General features: G+C 62.5%; 11 protein-coding genes. 10 read left to right on the top strand and 1 reads right to left on the bottom strand.

Annotated elements, in window-relative coordinates; genetic code table 11:
- Positions 1 to 636 precede the first annotated feature (636 nt).
- The 8 genes from ACF8NF_RS07690 to ACF8NF_RS07725 all read left to right on the top strand — a co-directional run bounded on the left by ACF8NF_RS07690 (position 637) and on the right by ACF8NF_RS07725 (position 8,876).
- A complete protein-coding gene (locus tag ACF8NF_RS07690; protein WP_392450367.1) occupies positions 637 to 1,545 on the top strand; it encodes a peptidylprolyl isomerase in 909 nt (302 codons plus the stop codon).
- Positions 1,546 to 1,719: 174 nt separating this feature from the next.
- Positions 1,720 to 2,520, top strand: coding sequence for an ABC transporter permease (locus ACF8NF_RS07695; protein WP_392450369.1), 801 nt, complete (start codon positions 1,720 to 1,722; stop codon positions 2,518 to 2,520).
- A complete protein-coding gene (locus ACF8NF_RS07700; protein ID WP_392450370.1) occupies positions 2,517 to 3,803 on the top strand; it encodes an ABC transporter ATP-binding protein in 1,287 nt (428 codons plus the stop codon). The genes ACF8NF_RS07695 and ACF8NF_RS07700 overlap by 4 nt, the downstream gene beginning before the upstream one ends.
- A 3-nt stretch (positions 3,804 to 3,806) precedes the next feature.
- The gene (locus tag ACF8NF_RS07705) at positions 3,807 to 4,868 is read left to right on the top strand and encodes an acyltransferase (protein ID WP_392450371.1); all 1,062 of its coding nucleotides are present in this window, start codon (positions 3,807 to 3,809) and stop codon (positions 4,866 to 4,868) included.
- A gap of 42 nt (positions 4,869 to 4,910) precedes the next feature.
- The gene (locus tag ACF8NF_RS07710; RefSeq protein ID WP_154835781.1) at positions 4,911 to 5,810 is read left to right on the top strand and encodes a bifunctional 2-polyprenyl-6-hydroxyphenol methylase/3-demethylubiquinol 3-O-methyltransferase UbiG; all 900 of its coding nucleotides are present in this window, start codon (positions 4,911 to 4,913) and stop codon (positions 5,808 to 5,810) included.
- Positions 5,811 to 5,852: 42 nt separating this feature from the next.
- A complete protein-coding gene (locus tag ACF8NF_RS07715) occupies positions 5,853 to 6,713 on the top strand; it encodes a bifunctional 2-polyprenyl-6-hydroxyphenol methylase/3-demethylubiquinol 3-O-methyltransferase UbiG (protein ID WP_043789924.1) in 861 nt (286 codons plus the stop codon).
- A gap of 7 nt (positions 6,714 to 6,720) precedes the next feature.
- Positions 6,721 to 7,752, top strand: coding sequence for an acyltransferase family protein (locus ACF8NF_RS07720; protein WP_392450372.1), 1,032 nt, complete (start codon positions 6,721 to 6,723; stop codon positions 7,750 to 7,752).
- Between the two features lie 23 nt (positions 7,753 to 7,775).
- The gene (locus tag ACF8NF_RS07725) at positions 7,776 to 8,876 is read left to right on the top strand and encodes an acyltransferase (RefSeq protein ID WP_154835777.1); all 1,101 of its coding nucleotides are present in this window, start codon (positions 7,776 to 7,778) and stop codon (positions 8,874 to 8,876) included.
- On the opposite strand, the gene ACF8NF_RS07730 is transcribed toward ACF8NF_RS07725, so the two are convergent.
- A complete protein-coding gene (locus tag ACF8NF_RS07730) occupies positions 8,854 to 12,645 on the bottom strand; it encodes a methyltransferase domain-containing protein (RefSeq protein WP_392450373.1) in 3,792 nt (1,263 codons plus the stop codon). The two genes, ACF8NF_RS07725 and ACF8NF_RS07730, sit on opposite strands and share 23 nt — an antisense overlap.
- A gap of 348 nt (positions 12,646 to 12,993) precedes the next feature.
- Here ACF8NF_RS07730 and ACF8NF_RS07735 point away from each other — a divergent pair, with 348 nt between their 5' ends.
- Positions 12,994 to 13,767 (top strand): glycosyltransferase family 2 protein, encoded by a 774-nt coding sequence (locus tag ACF8NF_RS07735; RefSeq protein ID WP_392408271.1) that lies wholly within the window; start codon positions 12,994 to 12,996, stop codon positions 13,765 to 13,767.
- A gap of 5 nt (positions 13,768 to 13,772) precedes the next feature.
- Complete coding sequence (locus ACF8NF_RS07740) at positions 13,773 to 14,876, top strand: glycosyltransferase family 4 protein (protein WP_203401067.1); 1,104 nt, start codon at positions 13,773 to 13,775, stop codon at positions 14,874 to 14,876.
- Positions 14,877 to 14,919 lie beyond the last annotated feature (43 nt).

Genomic DNA, 14,919 nt, shown 5'->3' on the forward strand with positions numbered 1-14,919 from the left:
ACTGGGTGTTCTCCATGCCCACACGTCGCTACAGCGTGGCTCTGGACTACAAGGGTTCGGATACTAGCGTGGCTGCAGTGCGCGTGTTCTCGCAAGGTATCCTGGGTAATGGCGATGCTATTGCCTTCTTCCACGACGGCAACACGGAAGTGACTGCTGCACGTGCGGATGCCAAGATCTGCGTGAATGCCGCTGGTCAAGCCTTCTACGGCCGTGAAGAGCAAGCTATCGAATCCGGCGCTATCCTGTCGCCTGGTGAAGTTGCACAAGCCCGTTTCTGCGGTGAAACCAGCGTTCTGAGCTTCGCTGACACTGGCGCCTCGGTGCTGGGTGCTACGGTTGCTCGTCAAGACACTGGCAACTCCGCCTTCACACGTGGCTGGGCAAATGTGGACGTGACCAATGGTGGCGTTGGCCTGCCCGTGGTTGGCTCCGCTTTCCTGAAGCTGACGAACCCCGGCGCTGGTGCTAACTTCTCCGGTACCTACGGCATCACGTGGCCCCACCGCTATGTGCGCCCTGCTGCTGCTCAATAATTTTGTTTGCGCAAGCAAGCAACTTAGAATCTAAGTAGCACTCAAAAAAGCGGGACGCAAGTCCCGCTTTTTTTATTTGTATCGAGAGAACATACCAACCATGCAAGTGACCAAGTCTGTTTTTCCTTTCCTGCCACGAGCTTCGATAGCTGTCGCCCTGGTTGCGGGTGGCCTGTTGAGCTCCTCGGCTTGGGCCGACGATGGCAAGGCCCTGATGGAGGGAAGTGTCAGGATTACTGCGGCTGATGTGACTGCGGATGCCCAGCGCGTTCCGGAGCCGCTGCGCAGCCAGTTGCTCGCCGATCCCAAGAAGGTTGAGCAGGTTGTCTCCAATCTTTATGTGCGTCGTGCGTTAGCGGATCAGGCGCAAACACAAGGTCTGCAGAAGCAGGTCGATGTTGCAGCTGCATTGCAGCTGGCGCGGGACAAGGTTCTGTCGGATGCGTGGCTGCAGCAGATGCAGGTCAAGCACAAGCTGCCTGACCAGTTGGCAGAGGCGCAGGCTCGCAATGTCTACAACGCGAACCCCGCGCGCTTTGAGCACTTGGATCAGGTTCATGTGCGCCACATTCTGATTGCTGGCGCTGAGCCAGAGTCAAAAGCCAAGGCAGATGAGCTGCTGGCCCAGCTCAAGAAGGGTGCTGACTTTGCCGAACTGGCCAAGGAGAATTCTGCGGACAAGGGCAGCGGAGCCAAGGGTGGAGATCTGGGGTTTTTCGAGCCTGGGCGCATGGTTCCCGAATTCGACAAAGTGGCCTTTGCACTCAAGACCCCTGGTGAGCTCAGCGAGCCGGTCAAGACCCAGTTTGGTTACCATATCCTTCGCCTTGAGCAGCGCCGTCCTGCCGGTGTGAAGCCCTATTCCGAGGTCAGGGAGCAGCTGCTGACCGAAGTGCGCAACAAGGCCGTGCAGGATGCAATCGATGCAGAAGTCGAGAAGCTGCAAGGTAAGGGCAAGATTGATGCCGAGGCAATTCGCGCCTTCAGCGCGGGTCTAGGCAAGCGCTGAGCGCCACAGGGGCCGCGTGGCACTGTCTTGCGGCTGCAAAAACTGACAATCTTTGCGCAAGCTACCCATGTAGCAGTGACACATCACGTGTGTAATGCGCGAAAATCGCAGGTTTGGCATGAATGAAGTGCTGCGTCACCGTTTCTGGGGCGCAGCGCTTTTGCTTTACAACGCATGTACTCTCTACTCGGCGAATGCCGCGCGCTGTGGCAGGCCCGCAGCCTGCTGTGGGTGATGACCCGGCGCGAGGTGGCGGCTCGCCATGCAGGCACGGCCGCTGGCGTGCTCTGGCCCTATCTGCAGCCGCTGCTCACGGTGGCTGCCTACTATCTTGTCTTTGACGTGGTGTTCTCCATGCGCCTGGGGGACAACGCGCCCACGCATGCCGTAGGTGCGTTCCTGGTCGTGGGCGCCTTGCCCTGGATGGCGTTCTGCGATGCCACGTCGCGCGGCATGAACAGTCTCATTGAGGCGGGCGGCATCCTGCAGAAGAACCCTTTGCCGCCTGTGCTGTTCCCCCTGCGGGCCGTCTTGGCCAGCAGCGTGATCTTCGGGCCGTTGCTCGTGCTGGTGGCTCTGGCCTATCTGCCGCAGCATGGATTGAACGCATCGATGCTGGCCTTGGCACCACTGTTGCTGGGTCAATTGCTGCTGTGCGCACTGCTGGCCTATGCACTGGCCATCTTGACGGCGGCGCTGCGTGACGTAGGCCAGCTGGTGACTTTCCTTTTGTCGGTGGGGATTTATCTGTCGCCCATTCTGTTTCCCTTGGCCTTGTTCCCCGAGCGGTGGCGCTGGGTGCTCTGGGCCAACCCCATGACGGCCCTGGTGCTGGGTTACCAGAACGTATTGCTTCAGGGGCTGTGGCCTCAGATCTCCGTGTGGGTGGCGCTTGCCGCATGGCTGTTGGTGCTGGCCATACTGCTCAACGGCCTGGTGCGGCGTAGCCGCGATCAATTGGTGGACTGGCTATGAACGCCAAGCATGTCGAGCTGCCCGAAGATCTGGTCCTGCGCGTGCGTGACCTGGGCAAGGAATACAAGCTCTATCCGTCACCGCGTGCACGTTTCAAGGCGCTGCTGACGGGCGCTGCCACGCACCGCAGCCATTGGGCGCTGCGCGATGTATCGTTCGAGCTGCGCCGCGGCCAGTGCATTGGCGTGATTGGCGACAACGGCGCAGGCAAGAGTTCGCTACTCAAGCTGCTGGCGGGCACCTTGCAGCCGAGTTGCGGGACGATAGAGCGGGTGGGCCGGGTGACGGCCATCCTTGAGTTGGGCGCGGGCTTCCACCCTGATTTCAGCGGCCGGGACAATCTGTATTTCGGCGGCAGCCTGATCGGCATCAGTCCCGAACGCATGCGCGAGCTGGAGCCTGAGATCGCTGCCTTCGCCGAACTGGGCGAGGCGATGGAGCGCCCGGTCAAGACCTATTCGTCAGGCATGGCAGTGCGCCTGGCTTTCGCGTTGGTGACGGCGGTGCAACCCGATGTGCTGATCATCGATGAGGCATTGGCTGTGGGCGACCAGCATTTCCAGAAGAAATGCATAGAGCGCATCATGGCGTTCCGCAACAGCGGCTGCACCATCCTGTTCTGCTCCCACAGTCCATATCACATTCGCCATCTCTGCGATGCTGCGCTGTGGCTGCGCGGAGGGCAGGTGGCGCAGTTCGGTGATACAGAGCAGGTGCTTGCTGCCTACGATATGCACACCCGGGAGCGCCAGGAGCGCGAGCAGCAGGCATTGAACGGTGCAGCTGTATCCGAAACCTTGGGAGGTAGAGAGGATGCCAAGGTGTGTGAAGCGGAGGCTCCGTCATCTGGGCCTGTAGCTGCCGTCGACAGCGGCACGGCCTGCATCCTCTCTGTGGATGTGAAGGATCTGGCCGAGCCCGTGGGTGATCAGCCTGGTCTGCTGCAGAGCCAGGACCTGGTCGTGACCATCACGGCGCGTGGGCGCGGCAACGAACGCCCGCACATAGGCTTCATGATCGAACAGTCCAAGGGGGTGGGAATCACCTCGCTGGCAACCCATGAAGATGGTGTGTTCCCGCGCAAGTTGGCGGATGGAACCTGGCAGACGGTGCTGACCTTTCCTGATCTGCCGCTGCACAGCGGTGATTATGTGATCAGTGCCTTCCTGTTCGACGAGACAGGCTTGGCCGTCTATGACGAGTGGTTCCAGTTCCTGCATTTGCGCTTCATCTTTCCAAAGCCGCTGCCTGGGCTGGTACGCCTTCCTCACCACTGGAGCTGAATGATGGCGCAGGAGTCGACACAATTGCAGCACCACGCTTCATCCACCGGCGAGGCGAGCAGAGGTGTCGATCCGCGCCTGAATCTGCTCAAGGTGCTGGCATCCTTCGCCGTGATCATGGTGCACACGGCGGTTCTGCGGGTCTCTCAGGTAGACGTGCACAGCCTTGGCTGGTGGGTGGCCAATATTGGCGATGCGGCAGGGCGTTTCGGCAGCTCGATGTTCGTGATGGTCGGGGGAGCCGTATTGCTGGCGCGTCCTGCAGAGCGTGATCCCTGGGGTTTTGTCGGCCAGCGATTGTCCCGCCTGCTGCCTGCACTGCTGTTCTGGTCGGTGTTCTATTTCGCCTGGCGTGAATGGATGTGGGGTGGCATTACCTGGCCCGGTATCGTGCAGGATGTTGTGCTGGGTAGCCCCTGGTACCACCTGTGGTTCATGTACATGATGCTAGGCCTTTATCTGATGATGCCGGCCATGCGTTACGCGGTCCTGGGCGTGGGGGAGGGGCCAGGCTGGCGCCACCTTTTGATGGTGGCGGCAGGAATGACCTGGTTTGCCTCCATCGCTCAGACGCTGCAAAAGACATCACATGCCAGTTTCATCGGTCTGGCACCCTTGTTTGTGGTCTATTTCCTGGGTGGCTACTATCTGCTGCGGCGTCCGGTGCGCGTTGCCACCTGGCAGCTTGTGGCCGTTGTAGTGCTGGCTATTGCGGGCATGGCGGTTGGCGTGGCGGTGGCCTATCCGGTGCTCAAGGATTGGGCCTTCGTGCTTTTCTACAGCAACCGCAGCCCCTTTGCGATGCTGCTGACTTTCTCGGTGTTTTTGCTGGCATTGCGCCTGCCGCCCCAAGCCGTGCCCGCCTGGGTCAACCACCTGGGCAAGGCGACCCTGGGCATCTATGCCATCCACCCGTTCTGGATCGACATGCTGGCGCGCTGGGGCTATGGCCTGCCGCAGGCAGGCGGATACTGGCCAGTACTGACGGTGGTGGTGTTTGCCTTGTCTGCCCTGACCTCGCTGACTCTTTTTTCGATTCCCGGGTTGAGGCGCCTGGTGAGCTGAGGTCGGCCGCAAAGCCGATCTCTCGCAATTTTTGATATACCGATGAATACAACGAATTCTTCCCCCGCGATAACCAGTGAAGGACAGCGACTGTTGCTTGAGGCGCAGCAGCTTTTGGTTCAAGGAGACTTGGCTGGAGCAGCCCAGGTCCTGGTGCGGGCCCGCAGCGAGCGCGATACGCTGCTTCAGGCGCATGAACTGATTGAGGCCCATGGCCTTGTGGGCTCGTTCTCCAACATCATGGGGCTGGAGTGCCGGATTTCGCCCCAGGACGATATCTTCGGATTTTTCTGCGGCCACCCTTCCAGCCTGAATCCCCTGCGCGACTACTTCGCCGACGGTTGGCGCACGCTGTCGGAGCTGATGCTGCTGCTGGAAGCCGTGGACAAGCCTTTGCTGCGCACGGCCAGCGTCCTGGAGTTCGCGAGTGGTCACGGCCGCTTTACGCGGCACCTGGTCAAGGCGCTGGGGGCGGAACGGGTCACGGTCTCGGACATCGTGGTCGATGCTGTGGATTTTTCGCAGCAGACCTTCGGCGTGAAGGGCTTTGCGTCGGCCAGCGTGCCGGAGCAGGTACGCTGGCCGCAGCAGTACGAACTGGTGTTCGTGCTCTCGCTGTTCAGCCATCTGCCGCGCTCGACCTGGACGCGCTGGCTGCAGGTGTTGCGCGATGCGGTGGCTCCTGGCGGGTTGCTGGTTTTCAGCACGCACGGCATGAAGGCCGCAGATTTCGACAGCGTGAAGCTGGATGACGAGGGATTTTTCTTTGCCCCGTCCAGCGAGTCGCATGCCATCGATGCCAATGAGTATGGAACGGCGTTCACTTCCGAGCAATTCGTCTTGGACCGTATTGCCGAGACCTGGGGCACCGATGCGCTGCGCCATCGATCACTTGTGCATTTCTGGAACCACCAGGATGCCTATGTGCTTCAGCGGCTGTGAGCGTGTTGACAGGGTTGTAGACAGAATAGAGAGGACGATTGCATGAGTTGGATGCTGCGTTTGCAGGAACGGCTGTTGGGCCTGGCGCCATGGGACGCCGGCAAGATCACCGATGAGTGGTTTCGTGCGCATTTCAACTATGCAGCGGATCTGGCCCATGACTGGCTCGGACAGTCATTGGATTTGTCCAAGGCCAGGTTGCTGAATTTCGGTTGCGGCGATGGCATCACCGATCTGGCTTTGGTGCTGCGCCATGGCGCAACCTCCATCCATGGCATCGATATCCGTCAGGAATACGCCAAGCTGCCCCGCATTGCACGCGAGCAGTTGGGCATGTCGCGCATTCCCGCTGCGCTGAGCTTCGAGACCATCGTGCCGAATTCGCCATTGGCCGGCCGGCATGCGAACTATGACGGATTGCTCAGCTGGTCCACCTTCGAGCATGTGCAGCGCGACAAGGTGCTGCCGATCCTGTCCGACCTGCATGCTTGCCTGCGCCCGGGAGGCGTGTTCTTCCTGCAGATCGAGCCCTTGTTTCATTCTCCCTGGGGCTCGCACCTGCGCCGCTACGACGATGTGCCCTGGCACCACTTGCTGGCGTCGGAGGAGGAGTTGTGGAGCATCATCGAAAAGCATGAAGGTCCGCTGGACGCCGCCGAGGTGGACTTCGGCTTTGCCGATTTCGGTGTCGATGGCTACAAGCGCTTTGTCTTCAAGGAGTACCAGGCGCTGAACCGGTTGACGGCAGACGAACTGGTCGATATCGCTCGTCAGGCCGGCTTTGAGGTGTTGCGTGAGGAGCGGCGCCAGGTGGACATGGCCATTCCCGAGGCGCTGGCGGGGCGCTACCCTGAGGAGTGGCTGCGCAACAACGAGATTTTGCTTTTGTTGGGCAAGAGCTGAGCTCGCTATGAGTGCTCCTGGCCTCACGGCGCGGCCTGCGCATCACAATGGCTTCGATGTGTTGCGCATGGCTGCAGCGTCTGCCGTGATATTCAGCCATCACTTCCACATCACGGGCACCAAGCCTCCCGGGTGGCTGCACGCAGACATGGTGGGCGGAGTGGCCGTGATGACCTTTTTCAGCATCAGCGGCTTTCTTGTCACATTGAGCTGGTTGCGCGATCCCCGGGTTCTGGCATTCGTTTTCAAAAGGCTGCTGCGACTTTGGCCAGGCATGCTTGTCGCCGTCTTGTTGAGCGTATTTCTGTTCGGTCCCATCTTCACGTCGTTGCCACTGGGCGAATTCCTGATTCATCCGGAAACGCTGGCGCATTGGCGCAATCTCTTGCTGGTCAAAGCCTATGTCGTGATGCCTGGCGTGTTCCCTGCAAATCCACTGGCAGGACTGATGAATGGCCCCTTATGGACGATTCCCTTGGAGCTGTTGTGCTACGCCGTCCTTGTGGGTGCTGGCGCCCTGGGGGTTTTCCGCTGGAGGCCATTGGCATGTACCGTGCTTCTGGCCTATCTGGCCTTCTTTTTGGCAATGAGAAATGCGGACCTGACAGGGTCAATGCGGCATTGGTTTGAGTATCCTGCCTACTTTGCCTTCGGCAGCCTGCTTGCCTTGTGGCAACAGCGGTTTGCTGAGCACGGCGGTGTGATGGTGCTGGTACTGCTGCCGTTGTCTGCCGGGCTGTTCTTCGGGTTGAAGCTTCAGCATACGGCAGGGCTGCTGCTGCTTCCCCCGCTTCTGGTCTATCTTGGATCTTTGCGCGCCCCTGTCTTTTCCTGGCTGCACCGGGCAGGAGACCCTTCATATGGCATCTATGTATTGGGATGCCCGATACAGCAGGCAGTGCAGGCGATGTGGCCACACTTGCCGTTTGCCTGGAGCCTTCTGGCCGCGCTCATGCTGGCGTTGGTTGCCGGTTATGCCTCCTGGCATCTGGTAGAGGCTCCCGCCTTGCGTTTCAAACGTCTGGCGCATCGTTTTTGAGTTTGGCAGGGGGTTAGTGTTGCATGGAGAATTCCCAAAGCATCGGCAACCGCTTTGATCTACTGCGCCTTGCGGCGGCTCTGGCCGTCTTCGCGGCGCACGGAGATTTCCTGTATCGACTCCATCTGCCCGTGCCATTTCCGGGCCATAGCCTGGGGTCGTTGGCGGTTTATGTGTTCTTCTTTATCAGCGGCTATCTGGTTTGCGAGAGTTGGATGCGGGCACCCATGTGGCGCGCCTTTTGGCTGAAGCGCTTGATGCGCATCTTCCCAGGTCTGGCGGTAGCTGTCGCGTTTTCGGTTTTTGTGCTGGGCTGGGCCGTCACCACGATGCCGTCCACTGAATACTGGGCTGCGCGAGGAACCTGGATCAACTTCCTGAACAATGTGATGGGCTTGGCGACCGTCCAGACCCTTCCAGGTGTGTTCGAGTCAAACCCGTTCGCGCGCGCGGTCAATGGCTCACTGTGGACCATACGCTACGAGCTTTTCATGTACCTGCTGCTGGCGTCGCTGGCATGGTTTGCCAGAGGACGCCGCTGGATTTACCCCCTGTCGGCTTTCCTGCTGGCGATTGCTTGGCAGCTTGCCCGCAGCGGAGGGTGGGATGAAGCCTTGGCAGCCACAGGTGGTACAGTGGCCGAGTTGTTCAGATGGCGGGATTTCTGTGGCTTTGGCGTGCCGTTTTTTCTGGGCAGCACGATGGCAGCCTACCGCGTCCGTCCCCGTGCATGGATGGCTGCCATTGCATTGGGCGCCATCGTATGCGCATTGCTGACTGACGCTGCGCTTTGGCGGCAGGTTGCCGTCTGGGCCCTGATTGCCTGCGGGACGTTCTATGTGGCCTTCGTGGGCAATCCGAAGGCTGGTAGCCGTTGGCGTGCAGATTTGTCCTATGGCGTATACATCTACGCTTTCCCTGTGCAGCAAGCCGTCGTTGAACTGTGTCTGCGCAGGGTGTGGCCGCTGTGGGTCAGCTTGCTGTTGTCTCTGGGGCTGATTCTGGCGTTGGCCCTGCTGTCCTGGCATTGTGTGGAACGCCCCTGCATTCAGGCGGCCAAGCGTTGGTTGAAACGCTGGCCTGCCATTGGAGGGGCGGCGCCTAGGCCTGCAGCCAATTCTTGACCCGTCGTTGCCAGTGCGCGGGAATGCGCCTGGCCACGCCGCGCAGGATGGGTAGCGAGCGCAGATGGGCCAGCAGGATCAGTGCTCCCGATCTTGCAGCATGGTCATGACGTTGCAGGCGGTGTACGCCCAGGAAAGCCGCATCCAGAGGCTGTAGCAAGGCCAGATCACGTGGCTGCAGTCCCTCCAGATAAGCGTCGCCATAGAAAGCCGCTCCCGGCTGGGCGGCGGCACTCCCTGTTGCGGCCGGTTGCTGCGGCAGCTGTCCTTCAATGAAGTGGCGTTCGCGTATTTGCGCGAAGAAGTCCAGCCATTGGGCGGTGCTGGCGTCCCAGGGCATGACCCAGGACCAGTCGCGGCCTGCCAGCCTTTCGGGGAAGGCCCCTATGTCGGGCGCGACGATGGGCAGTCCGGCGGCCAGGCAGGCGCTGAGCGTGTAGCTGTAGGTCTCCGGCCATTGGGCGGGGAACCAGGCCAGGTCGGGCTGCAGCCACTCCAGCAGCGCAGGCAGTTCCTCTTCCTTGTAGCCACCATGCACCGTCAGGCGTGCGCGTGGCTGGGTCTGCAGGCTGCGGTAGCCATAGCCGAGCAGATGGAATTCCACAGGAGCTCCGCGTTTGGCTGCTTCGATAGCCACGGCTTCAAGCACGTCGGCCCCCTTGATGGCACTTATGGCTCCCAGCACGACGATCTTGAGTGGGGCCGTGGCGGCCAATGTGCGTGCCGTTGGGGTCGGCAACTGTGCCGGCATGTCGGTGTGGGCAACGGCCTGGACGCGTGCCCCGGGCACGAAGCCGGCGATCCGGCTGGCTGTGTCCTGGCTGGGGGCCAGCACATGGCGCGCGTTGTTCAGCAGCAGCGCATTGCGGTGGCGCCACTGGGCCACGGTGCCGGCATAGGGGGCTGTGTCCGTTGGTTCGCAGCAGCCGCATTCGCCCGCGCGGGGCGGCACGATGTAGCGGTTGTCGATGCCGGTCAGCGAGATATTCTTGCAGTAGGTGTAGAAATCATGGGCCGTGAAGTCATGGGCCGTTCCCAGGCGTGCGGGCAGGTCCAGGATGGCTTCGCTGTGGCCCAGGAGATGCTGGTAGTGCACGTGCACCACGCCCAGCTGGCGCAGGGCCTGCACCAGCTCCTCCATCTGGTCGTTGATGCGGAAGGCGAGCTCGAAGGCTTCCTTCTCTTCGGCACGGCGCAGGACCACGACTCCACCTGCGGCTGGGGACAGCATGAGGAACAGTGCCTTGCCTTGCAGGAACTGCGCCAGTTCGCGGACATGGCGCACGGTGCCGCCCGCCCGATCGTGGAGCACGGCCAGCACCACGGGCTGCTGCGCTGCCTCGGCCTGCAGGCGTGCCACATCCAGCGCCAGGCGTGCCGTGCGCGCAGGGTCGGCCTGGACGAAGGCCATGACATCGGCTTCGTAGCGCGGATGCAGCCTGCGCAGGGTTTCCATGGCGGCACGTTCACGCGGGCTCTTGCTTTCTCCGAAGCTCACGCCGCCTGTGTGCAGCACGAAGGTGTCCAGCAGATGCAGGTTGCGCCAGCCAGCGGCTGCGGCACGCTGGCAGAAGTCGTTTTCCTCGCCATAGCCCTTGCCGAAGTGCTCGGTGTCGAACAGGCCGACGGCGTTCAGGCTGTCGCGGCGGATGTACATGCAAAAGCCCACGCCGGTCGGCACGTCCACCACCTGGCCGGGGTTGGTGCGCGCGCACAGTGCGTCGATGGCGGCCGTGTCCATGCCGGGCGGCAGGTCGTTGCCCTCGCAAAAGCGCGGGTAGCTGCAGATGGTGGCGTTGTTGGAAAACGGCGTGACGGAGGCGATGCGTGCATCGCCGTAGGCAGCCTGGCGGATGCGGTCCAGCCAGTCATTGGCAACCACGGTGTCGCTGTTGAGCAGCAGCACGTCATGGGCGGTGTTCAGCGCCATGCCGCGGTTGACGGTGCCGACGAAGCCGAGGTTCTCCTCGTTCTCCAGCAAAGTGATGCGGGGCTCCTGCGCAGCCTTCTCGCGCAGCCAGGCCGTGACTTCGGGCTCCGGGCTGGCATCGTTGATGACCACGAGTTGCCAGTGCGTGCGGCAGGGGCTGGCCAGAACGGATTCGATGCAGTTGCGCGTGTCGTCCAGGCCGCGGTACACGGGCACGATCACATCGACGGGTTGCTGCGGCATCGGCTGGGGCACGGGTGTGTGGAGGACAGGGGCAGGCACGGGCGTGCGGCCCAGCAGGCGGTCAATGCGCATCTTGGCGTGGACGAGAGGGCGCGTGGCCCGGAAGACGGTGGAGTTCTCGATATCGCGCAGGTGCTGCTCCAGGCGCGCGAAGTCCCGCTGCACGCGGGTGGCCTCTTGCTGCCAGATGGCGCGCTCCTTGCTCTGCGACTGGTGGCTGTCTTCCAGGAGGGCGTTGCGGTGCTGCAGCCTATGGATCGCAGCGCTTCGCTCTTCCAGTTGCTGGACATCCTGCGCGTGCTGCTGCTCAAGCCGCATGCGCTGTGTGTGCCACTGATCCTGCAGATCATTGGCCCGGCTGCGCTCCTGCGCGATCTGCCGTTCAAGCGGCTGCACGGCGCCCGCCAGCGCCAGATAGTCGGCCGACATGGGCCATCCCATCTCGATCTCCAGCGAGGCGCCACGCAGTGCAGCCAGGGTTTCTGCGGGAATGGGCAGTTCGAACCAGGGGTCATCGCCGGTCAGAAGCAGCATCAGCGAGAAGGCGCCTGCCGGATGAAGTCCATTCCACACGAGCTGATGATGCGGGCGTTGCCCCAGCAGGGCGGCGTCCGAATCCTCGGGCAGCCATTGCCAGACGACGGCGCCTTGCGCATCGAGCAAGGCCAGCCGGTGCAGGTGTATGAAGCCCGGCCGGTCGGCCAGGTCCAGACGCAGATGGCTCAGTGAAGTGTTGTGGTCGGGCAGCGCAAAGCGCAGTGTCTGGCGTGCCTGGCCAATGATGCCCGTGGTGGAGAGCTTGCTTTCCTCGTCATAGCGGCCAGCGCGTGCCATGTAGAGCTGTGCCGTGAATAGGGCATGTGCCTGTGGATAGTTCACCGGCGGCTCGATGGCCTGTGCCTGGGCCACCGGGGCGGCACTGGCGATGAACTGATAGGCCAGTGCATCGGGCGTGGCCAGCAGGTGGCGGGCAACGGCAGGGGGCAGGCTGTCGTAGGCGACGCGGAATTCGGATTCGGGGAGCGCCCGTTCGATGGTGTCGATGTCGTCCACCTGCCAGCCTTGCTCGGCCAGAAAGCGCGACAGCGAGCGCCGCGTAAAGAAACGCAGGTGGGTGCGGTCCAGCAGGCCTTCTTCGCGGTAGCGGAATTCGCCATGCAGCAGTTCTGCCACCAGGCCGCTGTAGCCTGCATTGGGCACGGAGATCAGCAGACGGCCTTCGGGCGTCAGCCGCTTGCGGCATGCAGCCAGGATGCGCTCGGGCTGGCGAAGGTGCTCCAGCACGTCGGCGCAGACGATGTAGTCATAGCGCGCATCGCCGAAGAGCTGGTCCAGATCGCAATCCTCCAGGTCGGCCACATGGACATGGCGGTAGAAGGGCGCGGCATGGCGTGCCTCTTCCTGGCTCAGGGTGACGCCATCGCAGACGCATTGCTTGTGCTCGGCGAGAAAGGCGCCCAGCGCGCCGCTGCCGCAGCCCAGATCCAGTATGTGCGCCTGGGCCCGGACATGGCCGGCCAGCACGGACAGCGACGTGCGCTCGTTCAGATCGACGGTGCGCAGGTAGACGTGGGGATCGGGAATGGGTGTGGTCATAGGAAAAGGGGTGCCGGGCAATCTCTCCGCTGGGAGCAGGTGCCGCAGCCGTATTCATTCATGCCAGACGGCCTTGGCCAGTCCGCAGCGGGCAGCAAGCTGCGCCCACGTCAGGGCGCAAAAAATCCCGGAAGTCCGGGCGGCAGATTGTCGCGCATCATAATGCCGGCCACTGCAGTGACTGCATGGCATGGCCGGGTAATGACATATTGCGCGGCTGTTGCATTTTTTTGCATTACGGCATGGCCGCTGACGCTTGACGAAGGCCGTCGGCGGAATACTCTGTGCCGCCGTTTCTGCGGCGCGTGATTCCCGTGCGGGAATTTGAAGATCTGAAGGGCGGCATTGATGGGTTCATCGTTGGTCGTGTCGGTGGTGAGCCACGGACATGGCGCTCATATCCAGAGGCTGCTTGAGTGCCTGGCTTCGGCGCGCCTTGCGCCGGTGTCCCGTGTGGTGTTGACGCTCAACATTCCCGAGGCTGAGCCCCAGGCGCCCGTGGCCGGCTGGCCCTTTGCTCTGGAGATCCGGCGCAATGCGCAGCCTCTGGGGTTCGGCTGCAACCACAACCGGGCGCTGGCGAGCGCATGGGAGCCGTTTGTCTGCGTGATCAATCCCGATGTGTTCTGGAGCGAGCAGGAGGAGCCGTTGCAAGACCTTCTGGCGCTGGTGGCCCGTCCGGGACTGGCCCTGGCCTATCCCCCCCAGATCGGTGAAGACGGCGCGCTGCAGGATTTCGAACGGGAGCTGCCATCGCTGTGGAATTTGCTGCGGCGCAAGCTGCGCGGGCGCGTGGAGCGGCATGTGGAATGGGTGAATGCGGCCTGCCTGGTGCTGGGCCGGGACAGCTGGCTGCGACTGCGTGGGTTTGACGAAGGTTTCTATATGTATTGTGAGGATGTGGATCTGTGCCTTCGCCTGCGGGTGCTGGGCGGAGAACTCAGGCGCGGCGGTTTGCCTGTGGTCCATGCGGGCCAGAGGGCGAGTCGGCGCAGCCTGCGCCACGGCGCATGGCACGTGGCCAGCCTGCTGCGGCTGTGGAGCCGCCCGGCCTACCGAAAGGCCAGGGCCCTGCCGCAGGCAGCGCTCTCGCTGCGCAGCCTGCGTGGAGAACCATCGTGATCTGGATGTCGGTACTGGCCTTCATGGTCTCCTTCATCGGCTGTGCGCTGCTGCTGCGCTGGGCCCGGCGGTCCGCAACGTCCTCCTACGGATACGACAAGCCGCAGCGTTTCCACATGGGCGAGGTGCCCCGGCTGGGGGGCGTGCCCATGTACCTCGGGCTGGCTGTCTCCTGGGGAGTCGGCACCTGGCTGAGCATGCGCGGAGATCCTTCGTCGCTGCGCATGCAGCTGTGGGTCGTCGTATGCCTGGCTGCCATGCTGCCGGCCGTGGTCGGCGGCGTCATCGAGGATGTCTCGCAGCGCCTGAGCGTGCGCTACCGGCTGGTGCTGACACTGCTGAGCGCCGTGCTGGCTGTTTTGCTGTGCGGCCTCACCGTGCCTCGGCTCGGCTGGCCCTGGCTGGAACAGGCGCTGGGTCCTGCCATGCCCTGGCTGGGCATGGGCCTGGCCGTCCTGGCCCTGACGGGCCTGCCCCACGCCTTCAATATCATCGACGGATACAACGGGCTGGCTGGCATGGTGGCCACCATCATCTGCCTGGCGCTGGCCCATGTGGCCTTGCAGGTGGGCGACCGCACGCTGGCCGCCATGCTGGTGACGCTGGCCGCCGCCACCTGCGGCTTCCTGGTCTGGAACTACCCGCGCGGCATGATGTTTGCCGGCGATGGCGGAGCCTATGTCTGGGGCCTGGCGATTGCCCTGGCCAGCATCGCCCTGGTGCAGCGCAATTCCGCAGTCTCTCCATGGTTTCCCATGCTGCTGCTGATCTATCCGGTCTGGGAGACGGTGTTTTCCATTTACCGCAAGCTGATGCGCGGCATGTCGCCGGGCATGGCGGATGCCCTGCATTTCCACCAGCTCATCTATCGGCGCATCGTGCGCGGCGTGTTCGACGATGATCTGGCCCGGCGCATGCTTCGCCGCAATAACCGGACCTCCCCCTATCTGTGGGCCTTCACGCTGCTGACCGTGGTGCCTGCGCTGCTGTTCTGGAGCAATACACCGGTCCTGGTGGGGTTCTGCCTGCTGTTCGTGGTCAGCTACGTGGTGGCCTATCTGGCCATCGTGCGCTTCAAGCTGCCGGGCTGGATGCAGAACAATGGATGATGACCGGGCGCCATGGGCGTTCCGTCATCCGGGCATGCAACAC

It is taken from the genome of Delftia sp. WSY_22, from assembly GCF_043104185.1.
Lineage (GTDB): Bacteria > Pseudomonadota > Gammaproteobacteria > Burkholderiales > Burkholderiaceae_C > Comamonas > Comamonas tsuruhatensis.